17 protein-coding genes are annotated in these 15,823 nt (G+C 66.6%); 10 read left to right on the plus strand and 7 right to left on the minus strand.

The window, feature by feature from the left end; translation table 11 throughout:
* Positions 1 to 128: 128 nt before the first annotated feature.
* Both QOL69_RS09710 and QOL69_RS09715 read left to right on the plus strand, forming a co-directional pair.
* On the plus strand, positions 129 to 1,262 hold the full coding sequence (locus QOL69_RS09710) for a glycosyltransferase family 61 protein (protein WP_283402994.1): 1,134 nt from the start codon (positions 129 to 131) through the stop codon (positions 1,260 to 1,262).
* Positions 1,263 to 1,653: 391 nt separating this feature from the next.
* Positions 1,654 to 2,487: an NAD+ synthase gene (locus tag QOL69_RS09715; RefSeq protein WP_048077158.1), complete on the plus strand. Its 834-nt coding sequence runs from the start codon at positions 1,654 to 1,656 to the stop codon at positions 2,485 to 2,487.
* 131 nt (positions 2,488 to 2,618) lie between these two features.
* Here QOL69_RS09715 and QOL69_RS09720 read toward each other — a convergent pair whose 3' ends face one another.
* Positions 2,619 to 2,768, minus strand: coding sequence for a DUF7563 family protein (locus QOL69_RS09720; protein WP_048077204.1), 150 nt, complete (start codon positions 2,766 to 2,768; stop codon positions 2,619 to 2,621).
* Positions 2,769 to 2,950: 182 nt separating this feature from the next.
* Positions 2,951 to 4,039, minus strand: coding sequence for an anthranilate phosphoribosyltransferase (locus QOL69_RS09725; protein WP_048077159.1), 1,089 nt, complete (start codon positions 4,037 to 4,039; stop codon positions 2,951 to 2,953).
* A gap of 115 nt (positions 4,040 to 4,154) precedes the next feature.
* Between QOL69_RS09725 and QOL69_RS09730 the strand changes: the two genes are divergently transcribed.
* The 3 genes from QOL69_RS09730 to QOL69_RS09740 all read left to right on the plus strand — a co-directional run bounded on the left by QOL69_RS09730 (position 4,155) and on the right by QOL69_RS09740 (position 6,254).
* Positions 4,155 to 4,646: a hypothetical protein gene (locus QOL69_RS09730; RefSeq protein ID WP_283402995.1), complete on the plus strand. Its 492-nt coding sequence runs from the start codon at positions 4,155 to 4,157 to the stop codon at positions 4,644 to 4,646.
* Between the two features lie 217 nt (positions 4,647 to 4,863).
* The gene (locus QOL69_RS09735) at positions 4,864 to 5,022 is read left to right on the plus strand and encodes a DUF7317 family protein (protein WP_195155747.1); all 159 of its coding nucleotides are present in this window, start codon (positions 4,864 to 4,866) and stop codon (positions 5,020 to 5,022) included.
* Between the two features lie 173 nt (positions 5,023 to 5,195).
* Positions 5,196 to 6,254 carry a siroheme decarboxylase subunit beta gene (locus tag QOL69_RS09740; protein ID WP_283402996.1) on the plus strand — a complete coding sequence of 353 codons (1,059 nt, stop codon included), beginning with the start codon at positions 5,196 to 5,198 and terminating at the stop codon, positions 6,252 to 6,254.
* Positions 6,255 to 6,674: 420 nt separating this feature from the next.
* Here QOL69_RS09740 and QOL69_RS09745 read toward each other — a convergent pair whose 3' ends face one another.
* Both QOL69_RS09745 and QOL69_RS09750 read right to left on the minus strand, forming a co-directional pair.
* Positions 6,675 to 7,430, minus strand: a complete 756-nt coding sequence (locus tag QOL69_RS09745; protein WP_283402997.1) for a bacteriorhodopsin — start codon at positions 7,428 to 7,430, stop codon at positions 6,675 to 6,677.
* On the minus strand, positions 7,427 to 9,079 hold the full coding sequence (locus QOL69_RS09750) for a methyl-accepting chemotaxis protein (RefSeq protein WP_283402998.1): 1,653 nt from the start codon (positions 9,077 to 9,079) through the stop codon (positions 7,427 to 7,429). Before QOL69_RS09750 ends, QOL69_RS09745 begins: the two co-directional genes overlap by 4 nt.
* A gap of 121 nt (positions 9,080 to 9,200) precedes the next feature.
* On the opposite strand from QOL69_RS09750, the gene QOL69_RS09755 reads away from it, so the two are divergent.
* The 3 genes from QOL69_RS09755 (at position 9,201) to QOL69_RS09765 (ending at position 10,834) form a co-directional block, all read left to right on the plus strand.
* Entirely contained in the window at positions 9,201 to 10,007 is an 807-nt protein-coding gene (locus QOL69_RS09755) for an aldo/keto reductase (RefSeq protein WP_283402999.1), read from the plus strand.
* Positions 10,008 to 10,080: 73 nt separating this feature from the next.
* A complete protein-coding gene (locus QOL69_RS09760; RefSeq protein WP_283403000.1) occupies positions 10,081 to 10,278 on the plus strand; it encodes a hypothetical protein in 198 nt (65 codons plus the stop codon).
* 154 nt (positions 10,279 to 10,432) lie between these two features.
* Entirely contained in the window at positions 10,433 to 10,834 is a 402-nt protein-coding gene (locus tag QOL69_RS09765) for a DUF5790 family protein (RefSeq protein ID WP_283403001.1), read from the plus strand.
* A 34-nt stretch (positions 10,835 to 10,868) separates the two neighbouring features.
* Here QOL69_RS09765 and QOL69_RS09770 read toward each other — a convergent pair whose 3' ends face one another.
* Entirely contained in the window at positions 10,869 to 11,669 is an 801-nt protein-coding gene (locus QOL69_RS09770) for a creatininase family protein (RefSeq protein ID WP_283403002.1), read from the minus strand.
* A gap of 122 nt (positions 11,670 to 11,791) precedes the next feature.
* Between QOL69_RS09770 and QOL69_RS09775 the strand changes: the two genes are divergently transcribed.
* A complete protein-coding gene (locus tag QOL69_RS09775) occupies positions 11,792 to 12,103 on the plus strand; it encodes a DUF5789 family protein (protein ID WP_283403003.1) in 312 nt (103 codons plus the stop codon).
* A gap of 44 nt (positions 12,104 to 12,147) precedes the next feature.
* Here QOL69_RS09775 and QOL69_RS09780 read toward each other — a convergent pair whose 3' ends face one another.
* Both QOL69_RS09780 and QOL69_RS09785 read right to left on the minus strand, forming a co-directional pair.
* Entirely contained in the window at positions 12,148 to 14,118 is a 1,971-nt protein-coding gene (locus tag QOL69_RS09780) for an ABC transporter ATP-binding protein (RefSeq protein WP_283403004.1), read from the minus strand.
* 122 nt (positions 14,119 to 14,240) lie between these two features.
* Positions 14,241 to 14,519: a DUF7538 family protein gene (locus QOL69_RS09785; protein ID WP_283403005.1), complete on the minus strand. Its 279-nt coding sequence runs from the start codon at positions 14,517 to 14,519 to the stop codon at positions 14,241 to 14,243.
* 117 nt (positions 14,520 to 14,636) lie between these two features.
* On the opposite strand from QOL69_RS09785, the gene rnz reads away from it, so the two are divergent.
* Complete coding sequence (gene rnz / locus QOL69_RS09790; protein ID WP_283403006.1) at positions 14,637 to 15,566, plus strand: ribonuclease Z; 930 nt, start codon at positions 14,637 to 14,639, stop codon at positions 15,564 to 15,566.
* The last annotated feature ends 257 nt before the right edge of the window (positions 15,567 to 15,823 follow it).

The raw sequence follows: 15,823 nt of genomic DNA on the forward strand, positions 1-15,823 counted from the left end.
ATATCACTTTGAAAATGTACTGCCTCAGTCTTCAATCCGTATCCAAACACTACCCATATTATGAAGCTAATAATTATGGAACGGGGACATATCCAACTGTTAGGTAGTGATAAATGATGTCAACAAATGTGTCCAGAAAGCTGTACAAAAAGAAAAAAGAGATATATGGGAAAATATATCAAACGATACAACACCCGCTGAAATCAGTTGTCCACCAGAAGTTGATACGACAGAGCAAGTTGAAACAGGTGGCTTCAAAGGAATCTATCATTCGTTTCGGGAAACGAGAGCAGTATCAACCAGATCTTGGCCGCCACGAATGGATTGTGAAGCATTGTGGTACAAGAGGTCCACAAACCTTCCCACGACCGTTTACCTGTATTATAGATGATGCAAAGTTAGTCGGTTCGTATCCAATTCCTCTCACAAATTCTCATAGATGTCCGCTTGATGCTATCGGTACAGAGGACACCTTCAATCTGAATCTTCTGTTCTCATTAAAATCAATTCCCGGAGAAGCGCGCTCGTATCTAAGCAAGGATAGTTTCGACGTCGACCTAGGTTTCCTCATGTATGATTACTGGTCTTCCGGGTACTTCCATTGGCACTTTGATAATTTGATACAGCTACGGGGATTAGAAGCATTCGAGTCCACAACCGGTCGGAGGCCAAAACTCATCGTTCCCCCGGATTTATCGGACTGGCAACAGGAATCCCTTGAAATAATGGGGTACGACGAGGATGACCTTGTCCGATGGGAGCCACCACTCGGGACAGTTGAGGAATTAGTGGTAGTTACGAATCAACGACCCCGACCTGACTCTGTCAGATGGCTTCGCCAATCACTCGATATAACAAATGTAGATCAACCCAGCAATAGTCGTATTTACGTTTCTCGCTCGGACGCGGACAGACGGCGAGTCCTAAATGAGGAAGAAGTGATGGCCTGTCTCTCCCAGTATGGGTTTGATAAATTTGTTCCAGGAAATCATACAGTACGTGACCAGATACGAACGATGAAGAATGCCGAAGTAGTCGTGGGACCGCATGGAGCCGGATTAACCAACATTCTTCACTGCCCCGAAGATACGAATATTCTTGAATTGCTACCAAAGTCGGATCCCCGTAGGCACTTTTTCGACTTAGCAAATAAACTCAACCTGGACTATTCTTGTTGTCTATGTGATGACTCCGGGACAGATCTCGTTGTCGACGTAGAGGCACTACACCAGGAACTACAGGAGGTCCTGGACGATAGTTGACAGAATCATTGTTGCTTAATCCCTCATAAGCCACTGACCGACACAAACACCGTCAAAGCCCCAGCCGCTCGGCTATACGGTACTTTCGCCGAGAGCAACTCCGTGACCGAGACCACCGAAGCCCCAGCCGCGAGGCGGACGGACGTTCGCCGTCGTTCGAAAGGCGCGGAGCGCCTTTCGTGATGTCGTCAGAACGCAGAGCGTTCTGACTGCTAGCCAGAAATGCCCAATTTCTGACGATGACGAGAGAGCTTCGATCCCTCGTTGCGGTGCTGTAGCCGGCGACGCCACCGCAATCGATCGGGCGACACTCTACCAGAGAAACCCGACGAACGTCCAGTCTCCGCGGGTGACACGTGGATATTAGTCGTCTCGGTCCCTGACTCTGCCTATGAGCCAGACCTCGGAGCAGTCGGTGTTGCTGTCGGACGACCCCCCGCTCGACCTCCGCCTGTCGGAGTCGGAACTGGAGGCGACCCGCGAGCGCATCGTTTCGTTCGTCTCGGATGTCGTCGACGACGCGGGCGCTGAGGGCGCGGTCCTCGGTCTCTCGGGCGGCATCGACTCGACGCTCACCGCGCACCTCGCGGTCGAGGCGCTCGGCGAGGACGGTCTCCACGGCCTCACGATGCCCTCGGCGGTGAACGACGCGGACGTGATGAGCGACGCGGAGCGCGTCGCTGACGACCTCGGTATCGAGTACGACGTGGTCGAGATCCAGCCCATCGCTGAGGCGTTCTTCGACGCGTTCCCGGACGCGGCCGACGACCGCACGGCCGCCGGGAACGTGTACGTCCGCACCCGCGCCGTGTTGAACTACTTCGTCGCGAACGCGGAAGACCGGGTCGTCCTCGGGACCGGGAACCGCGCCGAGGCGATGACCGGTTACTACACGAAGTACGGCGATCAGGCGGTCGACTGTAACCCCATCGGGAACCTCTACAAACAGCAGGTGCGCCAGCTGGCCGCCCACGTCGGCGTGCCGCGCGAACTGGTGATGCAGGAGCCGACCGCGGGCATGTGGGAGGGCCAGACCGACGCCGCGGAGATGGGGCTCGACTACGACACCGTCGACGCCATCCTCGCGGTCCACGTCGACGGCGGCCTCTCGCGTTCGGCGACGGTCCGCGAGCTGGACGTCCCCGAGGAGGCGGTCGACCGCGTCGTCGACCTCCACGAGCGCAGCGCCCACAAGCGGGCGATGCCGCCCGCGCCCGATCAGTAGGGGTCCGCGGGGATCACGGAGAGGGCCGAAACGAACCGACACCGTCCTCGGCGGGAGGTGGGACTCGATGGCGGTCGAGATTCGACGGTGTCTGAGGCTCGGCGGCGACGGGAGTCGGCGGCGGCCGGAACTCAGGCGTCCGGCGCTCGCTCCTTGGCGACCTCCGCGATCCCGGCGTTCGCGGAGCAGTTCGGGCACGCGTGTACTCGGCCGCGTGCGTCCGAGAACACCCGGACGAACCGTTCGGAGACGTGCGTCTCGCAGTGTTCACACGTGGGCATCTGAAGCGAACACCTCATGTGGCGTGTGGGCGGGTATCATAGGTTGACTCCGTAACTCACACTCGGGTCTCCACCCCTAAGTGAACTTTTCAAACTTCGACCAAAATCTCACCCAAATCCGATTGAGAGGCGTCGAAAAGACGATATCCGTCCGCTGCGGTGGCCGGGATGACTCCCGCCGATCAGAACTCGCGGAGGTCGTCGAGGACCGCCGCGGCCGAGCCGTCGTCGATCGCCTCGCGGGCCAGTTCCAGTCCCTCCTCGATGGAGTCGGCATCCTCGCCGGCGTAGATACGGAGCGCGGCGTTGACGGCGACCGCGTCCGCGAAGGCGTCGTCGCGCTCGCCGGCCAGCACCGCCTCGGTGATCTCGGCGGAGTCGGCCGCGACATCGTCGACCGCGAGGTCCTCCTCTTCGAGGTCCATCCCGTACTCCGCGGTCTCGATCTCGAAGTCGGTGAAGCTCGCGCCCTCGGAGCCGGCCTCGTCACCCGCGGCGTCCCACTCGGCGACCTTCGTGTAGCCGGGGCGCACGTCGTCGTACCCCTCCATCCCCTGGAACATCAGGACGCGGTCGAGGTCGTGGAACTCGCTCTCGACGAACGTGTCGACCACCTTCTTCGCGAACGCGAGGTGATAGAAGGAGCCGAGGTGGGTCGACGCCCCGGCCGGGTTCGCCAGCGTCTCGATGGTGTTGACGAACGACCGAACGCCCACTTGGTCGCGCCGGTCGAACAGGTCGTCGACGGCGGGGTTGAACGCGGGCTGGTAGTAGAAGCCGAAGCCGGTCTCGTCGACCATGTCGGCGGAGTCCGACGGCGTCAGCTCGGTGTGGACGCCGAGTTCGTCGAGGACGTGCTTGTACGCGTCCTGCTTCTGCGTGGGGACGCGGTCCCCCGAGTGGACGACGACGGGGGTGCCCGCCGCGGCCGCGACGGCACCGGCCGCGACGCCGAGGATCGCGGTCCGGCCTTTCCCGTCGTAGTTCGCGCCGCAGTCGACGGGGTCGGCGTCGGGTTCGGCGTACTCGACGCGCTCGCACATCACGTCGACGTACGCGCCCAGCTCCTCCGCCGTGTTCCGCTTCCACCGGTTCGCGAGCCAGAACGCTCCGAGCGTCGTCGGGTCCGGCTCGCCCGCGAGGATGCGCTCGAACGCCTCGGTCGCCTGCGCGCGCGTGAGGTCGTCGGCCGACTTGTGGCCGGAGCCGCAGACCTCGGTCATCAGCCGTTTGAGGGGCCAGTCGCCGAACTCCTGAGTCGCCTGAGCCATACGCTCCGTTCGGCCTTCCCGACGAAAAGTCCCCCGCTCGGCTCCCGAGCGCTGGGAAGGGAGGCCGAGACGGGGCCACGGAAGATATTTACCCGACCCCGCCGCGGGACGGACCGTGAGCGATCGAGCTTCGAACGCCGAGAGTCGAACGCGCTCTGCCGAGCGACGGCGTCGACCGACGAGACGAGCCGTCCTCGTCGGCTCCGCGCTTACGGCGGGCGGCCTCTCGGGGTGTCTCGGCGGCGCGTTCCGCGACGAGTCACCGACGGCGACCGTGTCGGCGCGCTCGACCGAGCCGGTCGACGATCCCGAACACGACGCGAGCGTCGAGGTGGACGATGAGACCGCGCGGATCGACGGACGGTTCGCCGCACCGGTCGAGTGTGTCGCCCTCGACGTGAACACGTTCACGTCGTCGCCGGAGGAGGGTATCGCCATCGTGGAAGTCGCGGTCACGGAGACCAGAAACGGCTGTAAAGGCCCTGCGGCCGTCGAGTACGAGGGCGAGGTCGCGTTCGGCTTCCCGCTCCGGGATCTCACGGTGAACCACCGTCTCGACGGCGGCGAGGACCGAGTCACCGTCGCGCGCTACGAGCAAGAGGGCTGACGCTTACCGCCTGCGGCGCGCGCGAGCGGCGGATCCGGACTGCGGGACTGTTCTCGCGGCGTCCGTGGTAACTGTTCTCAAAGTAGAAACGCACGCACGTATCTTTCTAGCGGTTAGAATTGTATTTCTAGGTTATTTTGTGTCTCTCGTATTCCATAACTAGCCTCAAACAGCGTCAGAGTTATATGTACGTCCATCTAGTAGGCGATCGTACCCGATGACGTCCAAATCCGTGTCCACGGCGCTCACGCTGTACCGTTCCCGCACACTGACCCTCGAACAGGCGGCGACCGTCGGCGGCTGCTCGACGGCCCAGCTTGAGGAGAGCGCCCGGGCGTTCGCGCCGACGCCGAGCGAGACTCTCGGCGACGACTGACTCCTCGAACTCGACGGCGACCGATCGCTCGCCGCTCGGCTCCCACAGCCCCGCCGACCTCCCCGCCCCGCTGCCGATCGGCCCTATCGCCTCGACGCGCTCCGAACCCCGCGGTCTGCTGTTCTCCGACGCGCTCCGAAAACAGTACGTACGCCCGGCTCCAAGCGTGGGTAATGAGTCTGGACGCGGACTGGCGGACCGATGTCGACGCGGTCGACGCGGCCCTCATCGACGAGTACCAGAGCGGCTTCCCCGTCGAGTCGCGCCCGTTCGAGCGGGTCGCCCGCGAGATCGCGGCCGAGACGGGCGTCGACCTCGACGCCGACGCGGTCCTCGACCGCGTCCGCGACCTCCGCGAGCGCGGCGTGTTCCGGCGGTTCGGTGCGGTCCTCAACCCCCCGGTCATCGGTTCCTCGACGCTCGCGGCGGTGCGCGCGCCCGAAGAGCGCTTCGACGAGGTCGCGGAGACGATCAACGGCTACCGGCAGGTGAACCACAACTACCGCCGGGACCACGAGTGGAACCAGTGGTTCGTCGTCACCGCCGGCTCGCGGGAGCGGCGCGACGCGATCCTCGCCGAGATCGAGGAGCGCACGGGCTGTGCGGTGCTGGCGCTCCCGATGCTCACGGACTACTACATCGATCTCGAGTTTCCGGTCGTCAACGGCGACCGGTTCGCTCGGGAGTCGCTAGAGGAAACGGCGGTCTCCGCCACCCGCATCTCCGAGAACGCCCGCGGCGACCTGAGCGCGCTGGAGGCCGACCTCCTCTTAGCGATCCAGGACGGCTTCCCGCTGTCCGCGACCCCCTACGCCGACGTGGCGAGGGAGGTCGACGCCGCCGTCGACGACGTGCTCGCGGCGGTCGAGCGACTGCTCGCGGACGGCTGTATCAAGCGGATCGGCTGTATCGTCAACCACGTCGTCACCGGCTTCACGAACAACTGTATGGTGGTCTGGGACGTGCCCGACGACGAGCTCGACGAACGCGGTGAGGCGGTCGGGAGCCTCCCGTACGTCACGCTCTGTTACCACCGCCCGCGCCGCTCCGACCAGGACTGGGAGTACAACCTGTTCACGATGATCCACGGCCGCGAGGCGGACGCGGTCGACGCGAAGATCGACGAACTGGCGGCCGATCACCTCCCATTCGACCACGAGCGGCTCTACTCGACGGAGACGCTGAAACAGACCGGCGCGCGCTACGAGGACCTCGTCGCCGACGCGGAATAGGGGATCTGTTGGAATCCTCCTTTTTGGATATGTCTCTGCTTGAAACGGTCGGTCGATAGAGGCTGTGAACTAACTGATTCACGTCAGGAGCATAAACGGAATTGCGAGAAGAGCCCCAATAAATACGAGCGCAGAGAATACGTTCCACGATTGAGCGGTAATACTGTAAAGTAAGCCCATAAGAATGAACACATACCCAACAGAGACGAGAGACAATATCATCCCCCTACTGAGGAGTCCGTCTTCTCTTCCATTTCTCATTAACATACTATCACTTCAATAATGGAGAGTAAAAATGTAGTGCCACCGAATTATACGAATATTAATGCCTGTATATTAAGTAGTTAAAGATATAAAATTATTAACTATTACTAATCTCAAAAAAGTTGGGGAACCCGAACCCTCGACCGCGGGTTCGGTTCAGTCGTCGCTCGGGTCCGTGACGGCCGCGCCCGACGACTCGAACGCCGCCGCGGCGTCCGCCTCGTCGAGACCGAGTCGGTCGAGGGCGTCCGCGCCCGCGACGGCGACCGCGACGAACCCGACCTTGGAGACGACATCGAGGTAGACGAACACGAGCATCTCCGTCGCGGGCGTCAGGATCCCGAACCCGGTCGGCGCGAGCAGCCACACCACGGGGTACAGCGTCCACAGGACCACGGTGATGTTCCGGAGCGTCCCGAAGACGGCGCGGACCCGGCCGCACTCGGTCGACGCCGATCGCGGGAGCGTGACGAGCAGCCCGTACACCAAGGCGACGTAGGCGGCCCCGGCGACGCCGAACGCGACCCACGAGGCCGTCCCGGTCGTCACGGAGGCGGCCACCCCGCCCGCGATTATCACCACGTCGACCGCGATCAGCCCGCCGAGCACCCGGCGCGACGGTCGCGCGAGGAGCCCGAGATAGAGGATGAGAAGCGGCGTCGTCACGAGCCAGTCGAGGTACCGCGCGGCCTCGAGGTCGCCGCCGGGGGTCGACACGATGCCGAACCCGAGCGCCATCGCTACGTACGCCAGCGCCGCGACGCCGGTGACCCCGGCGAGCGTGGCGTAGTGGCGCGCGTGGGAGTCGCTCCCGTCGTCGGACCCGGCGACCCAGCGCCACAGCGGCGGCACGGTGCCCGCGGCCATCGCCGCGGCACCGATCCACGCCCAGACGGTGGTGTCGACGATCATCTCGAATCACCTCCGTCGTCGTCGCCGCTCGGCGCGCCGCCGCCGAACTCGAACTCTCCGCCGTCGGAGACGACGGTCTCGCCCCCCGTCGCGGCGTCGCCGTCGCCCGGTCCCGAGAGTCCGCTCTCGGCGGTGTCGAACGAGAACCCGTCGACTGCGCTCCTGAGTGCCCGCGCCCGCTCCGAGAGCGACCCGGCGGCGGTCTCGACGGCCCCGAGCGTCTCCTCCTGTTCGTCGACCGCGCCGGTCACGTCGCCCGCCGCACTCGCCGTCTGCGCGCTGATCGCGGAGACGTCCTCCACGTGCCCGACGACCGCGTCGACGGAGTTCGCCTGCGTCTCGGTCGCGTCGGTGATCTCGGCCATGCTCGTGTCGGTCCGCTCGGAGGCCTCCGCGAGCCGTTCGAGCGCGTCGATCGACGTCTCGACGGTGTCGACCCCGGCGGAGATCCGCTCTTCGGTGCGAGCCATCGCCGCCGCGCCCGTCTCGGCGCGCTCCTGAACCGCGTGGATCCGGGCCTCGATCTCGCCCGCGGACTCCTGTGTCTCCTCCGCGAGCGACTTCACCTCCTCGGCGACGACCGCGAAGCCGGCTCCGTCCGCACCCGACCGGGCCGCCTCGATCGACGCGTTCAGGGCCAGCAGGTTCGTCTGTTCCGCGATCTCCGAGATGGTGTCGACCACCTGGCCGATCTCCTCGACCTCCGCCGCGAGCGCCTCGACCTCGGCGGTCGTCTCCGCGGTCGTCTCCTCGACGGCGTCCATCTCGGCGAGCGCCTCCTCGGCCGCCTCGCGACCCTCTTCGCCGACCGCGGCCGCGTGTTCGGCGGTCTCCGCGACGTCGGTGACCGTCGAGGCCACTTCCTCCGCGGAGGAGGCGAGGCTCTCGGCCTCGTCGGTCGCCGCCCGGAGGTCGTCGCGCTGGGTGCGCGCGCCCTCCGCGATCTCCGTGACCGCCTCGGAGACGGTCCCGGTCGTCGCCCGCAGGCTGTCGGTGCGGTCGTCGACCCGCCCGGCGACGTCCGCGGTGTCCTCCGCGACGGTCGCAACCGAGGCGACGGTGCCCTCAAGCTCTTCGGCCATCTCGTTGAACGCGGTCCCGACCCGTGCCATCGCCTCGTTGTCGCTCGCCGGCTCGACCCGTCGCGTCAGGTCGCCGTCGGCGAGTGCGCGCATAGCGGTCTCGTACTCGGACGCCTTCCGCTCGACCGTCTCGGCGCGCGCGTCGGCCTCTCGCCGGGCCTGCTCCGCCTCCTCGCGCGCCCGTTCCGCGTCGTCGATCTCCGCGCGCAGCGAGCCGCGCATCTCGTCGAACGCGCCGAACAGACGGCCAATCTCGTCGGACCGACCGGACTCCAACTCGACCGTGAGGTCGCCGTCGGCCATCCGCTCGGCCTTCCCGGTGAGCTGCCGGAGCGCGATGACAGTGTTCGAACCGACGGTAACGCCGATGAGCGCCAGCCCGATCACCGTCAGAAGCGACATGCCGACGAGACCAGAGCGGACCTCCGCTCCGGCCGGGCCGAGCTCCGTCGCCCTGAGATACACGATCGCCCCGTACGCCACCGAAACCCCCGTGACCGCGACCAGCGACAGCGCGAGCCGTGTGCCGTAGCTGGACCGGATCCTTTCGATCGGTCCCTTGTCCATGTTGTACCCGTTCGAAACCTCGCGATCGGTATAATCGCTCCCCGCCAGTACTCACTCGTGATAATCAAGTTCGGCCGCCGAGACGGTCGGACTTTTCCGGTCGCCGGGGGAACGGTCGGACATGACCGACGCATTCGACCGACTCGGCTACGGGACGTACAAGCTGGCGGCCGGCGAGGAGTGCGCCGCCGGGGTCGCTCACGCGATCGACACCGGCTACCGCCACGTCGACACCGCGCAGGGGTACGACAACGAGGCCTCAGTCGGCGACGGGATCGACCGAAGTGATGTCGACCGCGAGGACCTGTTCGTCGCCACGAAGCTCTCGACGGACAACCTCTCGTACGACGACGCGGTCGAGACCGCGCAGGCCAGCCGCGACCGCCTCGGCGTCGACTCGATCGACCTGCTGTACGTCCACTGGCCGATCAACAGCTACGACCCCGCGGAGACGCTGCCCGCGCTCGACGACCTCGTCGACGACGGCGTGATCGACCGGATCGGCCTCTCGAACTTCGAGCCGGACCAGCTCGACGAGGCGATCGACCGCCTCGACCACGACGTGTTCGCCCATCAGGTCGAGTGTCACCCCCTCCTCCAGCAGGAGACGCTCCGCGAGTACGCCGTCGACGACGGCCACTGGCTCGTCGCCTACTCGCCGATCGCGCGCAACCGCGTCGCCGATGTCGACGCGCTCCGGGAGATCGCCGCGAGCCACGACGCGACGCCCGCGCAGGTGAGCCTCGCGTGGCTGCTCTCGAAGGAGCGCGTCGCGCCGATCCCGAAGGCGGCCGACTTCGGGCACGTTGCGGACAACTGGGCCGCCCGCGAGATCGAGCTGACGGCCGACCAGATCGCCCGGATCGACGCGCTCGACCGCGGCGAACGCGTCGTCGACTTCGAGGAGGCCCCGTGGAACCGGGCCTGACCTCCGGAGCGCTCAATACCGGTATTGTCCCCTCATAGTCGGTTTAACGGACCTCCCGGCCGAACGATCGACCGTGCCGGACTCGACCCCCGAGACCGACGCAGCTCTCGACTCCGAGAGCGAGTCCGGCTCCCGCGACCGTCCGGCCCTCCTCGCGGCGACGCCGGACGCCGACGCGGTGTTCGAGCGCCTCCGGACGCTCGCCCTCCTCGCCGGTTTCCTCGGTCTCCTCCTGACGCTGATCGGGGTGGAACTGCTCGTCCGGATCTGAGCTGCCGCCCGGTCCGACTGTCCCGTCGGGGCAGTCGGCGGACCGAAACTGAACGTGGAATTGACCCGATCCGGCGACGAACCCTGTCCTCCCCGTCGGTTTCACTTCCGCTTCCGGGCGCGTTTTTAAAAGGTGCGGGCACGACACTTCGCACATGGCCCAGTCCACGTTCGACGACGACGACCTGTTCGGCGAGGCGGCCGAGGAGACCCGCGCCGAGGTCGAGGAACATCTGGCCGCGGCGCGCGAGCAGCTCCCCGACCCGGACGCGGTGTGGGAGACGGACGCGGACAACGTGCTCGGCGCGCTCAACGGACTGAAGTCCGCGCTCGACGCCGGCGACGCGATCGACAGCGTGCGCTCGGCGAAGAAGGCGTACGTCCTCGGCGAGCGCGCCGACGCCTTCGAGGACGCCGACGATCTGGAAGCCGAGATCGAGGAGCTCGAATCGCTCGTCGGCGACATCGAGAGCGCCGCCGACGAGGTGGCCTCCCTCACCGGTACCATCCCCGCGATCCGCGGGGCACTCCAAGACGCGGCCGACGACGAGGAGTAGCGACCGTTCGGAGCGGCCGCCGCTCCGGCCCCTGCTACTCCGGACCCTCTCGCTCCGCGCTCCGGTCGACGACCGCCGCCGCCAGCTCCGCGAGCCCCGTGCTCGCGCGGTCGAGCAGGATCTCGCCGCGCTCGGCGTCGCCGTCCCGCGGGTCGCCGACGACGCCGTTGTCGGTGAACTCGTCGGAGTCGTGCGCGAGGTTCACGCCCGAGACCCACTCGCCCCACCGGTCGGCCGCGCCCGCGCCCGCCTCGTCGACGCGCTCCTCGCGGACCAGTTCCGGGTTCGTCGCGCGCAGCAGCGCCGTCTCCAGCGGTCCCGCGTGGCCCATGTCGCTCGCGTGGTCGCCGACCGCCTCGAACCACGTGAACGCGACGCCGTAGCCGCCGTGGTCGGGGTCGCGCGAGAACCGGCGGGCGACCTCCGCGAGCGCCTCCACGTTCCCGCCGTGCCCGTTGACGAACACGACGCGGTCGACCCCGTGTGCGACCAGCGACTCGGCGGACTCCCGGACGTACGCGCGGAACGTCTCCGGGGAGACCCACATCGTCCCGTCGAACGCGCGGTGTTCCTCGGCGACCCCGACCGGGATCGGCGGGGCGACCGCGACCTCGCCGCGGTTCGCGGCCGCCCCCTCTCCCGACTCGTCGGCCTCCTCGATCGGTTCGCCGGTCTCGTACGCGTCGGCCCCGGCGTCGGCGACGGCGACGGCGTTCATCGTGTCCGTGCCGAGCGGGGCGTGCGGTCCGTGCTGTTCCGTGCTGCCGACCGGGAGGAACGCGACGTCGACATCGGCGTCGCGGGCGTCGGTCCAAGTGACCTCGCTGAGGCGCATACCGACACGTCGGCACCCGCCGTCGTATACCCGACGGTCACGGCCCGCCGGCCGCCTTCGGGGGGGTACGACGGTCCCAATCCTCCCGGGGAATTATGCCGGTCCCCGCGGATCGCGCTCGCATGGGGAGCGACAACGTGGAACACGAAACTGGGGAACGCGGTCCGGGTCCCGACGTGTCGTTCGGCCCGTTGAAGCGGGCGCTCCGCGAGCATCGGTATCCGGTGACGGCCGCGGAGCTGATAGAGCAGTACGGGGCCGCCGAACTGGAGACGCCGACGGCGACCGAGCGGTTCGGCGGGCTGCTCGAAGACTGCGAGGAGACGCAGTTCCGCGACCCGTCGGACGTCCGCGGGGCGGTCCTCGACGCGCTCGGCTACGCCGACGCGTCCCCGGAGAGGCCGTCGGACGACTGGACCTCCCTCCCACGGTAACGGCGCGGTTAGGCCCCCGATGGCCGACTCGGCGGCGCTCCCGATCAGTCGTCGTCGCTCTCGGCGTCCTCGACGATCCGCGCGGTGCGCTCCTGTGCGCGGTCGATGAACTCCTGCGGGAGCTCGTCGATCTCGCCCGCCTGAACGCCCCAGAGGTGCGCGTACAGCCCGTCGTTTTCGAGCAGTTCCTCGTGGGTGCCTCGCTCCGCGATCTTTCCGCCCTCCAACACGAGGATGGTGTCCGCGTCCTTGATCGTCGAGAGCCGGTGGGCGATCGCGAACGTCGTGCGGTCGGCGGTGAGTCGGTCGAGCGAGCGCTGGATCAGCATCTCCGTCTCTGTGTCGACGTCCGAGGTCGCCTCGTCGAGGATGAGGATGTCGGGATCCTTTAACACGGCCCGGGCGATGGTGACGCGCTGGCGCTGGCCGCCGGAGAGCTTCACGCCGCGCTCGCCGACCATCGTGTCGTAGCCGTCGGGGAGGTTCTCGATGAAGTCGTGGGCCTCGGCGGCCTCCGCCGCCTCCTTGACCTCCTCGTCGGTCGCGTCGAAGGTGCCGTAGGTGATGTTCTCGCGGACGGTGCCGTAGAACAGGTACGAGGACTGCCCGACGTAGCCGATCGACCGGCGGAGCGACTTGAGCGTCACGTCGCGGACGTTCTGTCCGTCGATCTCGATCGCTCCCTCGTCGACGTCGTACATGCGGAGCAGGAGCTTGAGGACGGTCGACTTCCCAGCACCGGTCGGCCCGACTAAGGCGAGCGTCTCGCCGCCCTCGACGGAGAAGTCGACGTCCTCGATTATCGTCTCCTCGTCGTAGCCGAAGGAGACGTCGTCGTAGACCACGTCGCCGTCGCCGACGACCAGATCCTCGGCGTCCGGCTCCTCGGCGAGCCGCGACGGCTCGTCCATCAGGCCGAATATCCGCGCGGAGGAGGCGCGGGCGCGCTGGTACATGTTGATGATCTGGCCGAACTGCGCCATCGGCCAGATGAACCGCTGGGTGTAGAGGATGAAGACGACGAACATCCCGACCGAGAGGTCGCCGGTGAACGGTCCCGGCGGCGTGTCTTGGAACACCCACAGGCCGCCGACGACGAACGTGAGTACGAAGCCGATACCGGCGAGCACGCGGAGCGCCGGGAAGAACTTGATCCGCGTCGTGATCGCGTCCCAGTTGGCGTCGAAGTAGTCCATCGACACGTCGTCGACGCGGTCGGACTCGTACGGCTCCGTGTTCGACGACTTGATCACCTGGATGCCGCCGAGGTTGTTCTCCAGCCGGGAGTTCATCTTCCCGACCGACGAGCGCACCTCGGCGTACTTCGGCTGGATGATCCGGATGAACAGGTACGTGAACCCGCCGATGATCGGGACGGGAAGCAGCGCGACCAGAGCGAGCTGCCAGTTGATCCAGAAGAGGAGGACGCCGATGCCGACGACCATCACCGACAGCCGGAACAGGGAGTTCATCCCGTCGTTTAAGAACCGTTCGAGCCGGTTCACGTCGTTCGAGAGGATGGACATCATCTCCCCGGTCTGCTTGTCCGAGAAGAACTCCATGTTGAGCCGCTGCATCTTGTCGTAGGTGTCCGTCCGCACGTCGTGCTGGATGTTCTGGGCGAAGGCGTTGAACCCCCAGTTGCGGATCCAGTGGAACCCGGCCCCGATCCCGAACGCCCCGCCGATGACGGCGATGGTGAACCAGAACTGTCCCGTCTGGGCCGTCGGCAGCCACGCGTCGGGCAGGAGGACGAGCGGGATCTGCTCGCTGAACGCGGGGACTTCGCCGGCTTCCAACTGCGAGTCGGTGTAGAAGATGGCGTCGACGGCGATCCCGAGCATGAGCGGCGGGAGGAGATCGAGCAGCCGCGCGAAGACGCTCGCGAAGATTCCCACCGTCACCTGCGGGACGTAGTCGCGGCCGTACTCAACGAACAGCCGCTTCATCGGATTCTCGATCTTGTCCCGCTGCTCCTCGAAGGGATCGTCTTCTTCCCAGTCGACGCCACTCATCACGCGTTCGTATCGGGCAGGCGGGCAAATAGGTTTCCTTCGAACCGAAATACCTCGGCAGAAAACGCCGGTAACGGGGGTTGCTCGGGCGATCCGCTCCTCGGCCGCCGCTGCCCGCGGCGTCAGAGATTGTGCCGCTCGGTCGCGGGGTCGACCCCGGCGGCCTCCAGGTCCTCTCGGACGCGACGCCGCAACGGATCGGGGACGCGCTCGCGCGGGACCGGCGCGGCCGTGCCGGACTCCGTCTCCTCGGTCGGGACGGACCAGTAGAGGACGCGGTCCGTCTCGGCGTAGAACTCCACCGCGAACTGCTCGCGGGCCCCCTCGTAGTGGACGCGGGCGGCCGCGCCCTCGGCGCGCCACCCCTCCTGTCGGACCAAGGCGGCGATCGGCTCTCGCATGGCCGCGTTCGGGCCGCCGGCCTCATGTGAGTGTCGCCCGCGGACGGCCCGGACGCCACGCATTTCGTCCGCGTCCGCATCGACACCGGTTTACAACCGCCGCCCGGACGGATCGCCATGTCTCTTCGCGTCACCTTCCTCGGGACGGGCGGTGCCGTCCCGACCGTCGAGCGCGCGGCGAGCGCCGTCTTCGTCAACCGCGAGGGCGACCGCTTCCTCTTCGACTGCGGCGAGGGCACCCAGCGCGAGATGATGCGCAGCGGGACCGGCTTCGCCGTCGACCGAATCTTCGTCTCGCACCTCCACGGCGACCACGTCCTCGGGATCCCCGGACTCGTCCAGACACTCGGGTTCAACGACCGCACCGACCCGCTGACGATCCACTGTCCGCCGGGGACCGCCGACCACCTTCGCGACCTCGTCCGCGCGGTCGGCCACGACCCGGCGTTCCCCGTCCGGATCGACCCCGTCGCCCCCGGTGAGGTCGCCTACGAGACCGACGAGTACGCCGTGCGCGCCTTCGAGACGGAACACCGGACGAAGTCGCAGGGGTACGTCTTGGCGGAGGCCGACCGCCCCGGTCGGTTCGACCGCCCGAAGGCGGAGGAACTCGGCGTTCCCGTCGGCCCGAAGTTCGGCCGCCTCCACGAGGGCGAGTCGGTCGAAGCCGAGGACGGCACGGTCGTCGACCCGGAGCAGGTGGTCGGGCCGCCGCGTCCGGGGCGTAAACTGGTGTACACCGCGGACACGCGCCCGCGGGAGTCCACGGTCGAAGCCGCCGAAGACGCCGACCTGCTGATTCACGACGCCACCTTCGCCGACGACATGGCCGACCGCGCCCGCGACACGGCGCACTCGACCGGCCGCGAGGCGGGGTCAGTTGCGGATCGTGCCGGCGCGAAGCGGCTCGCTCTGGTCCACATCTCCTCGCGGTACGCCGGGGACCCGCGACCGATCCGCGAGGAGGCCCGCGAGGCGTTCGACGGCGAGTGCCTGCTCCCCGACGACGGCGACCTGATCGAGGTCCCGTTCCCCGACGCGGACTGAGACGTTGACGGTTCGACCGGTCGGTCTTGCGAAGTCGATGCTATGAATGAGACCGCCGAAGCCCCAGTCGCTCGGCGATACGCGGTTGCTCACCAGTCAGTGACCGACACGGAGACCGCCGAAGCCCCAGCCGGGAGGCGGGCAGACGCTCGCTGTGCTCCTCGCTCGGTCGCTTCGCTCCCTCGCTGCGGTGCTTACGTCGCCTCTGCCCGCCTCCCGACTGCCCCTTCGAGTCCCTCCCCGCACAGCACCGCACA

Source organism: Halorubrum sp. DM2, assembly GCF_901686465.1.
In the GTDB taxonomy this organism is placed as follows: domain Archaea; phylum Halobacteriota; class Halobacteria; order Halobacteriales; family Haloferacaceae; genus Halorubrum.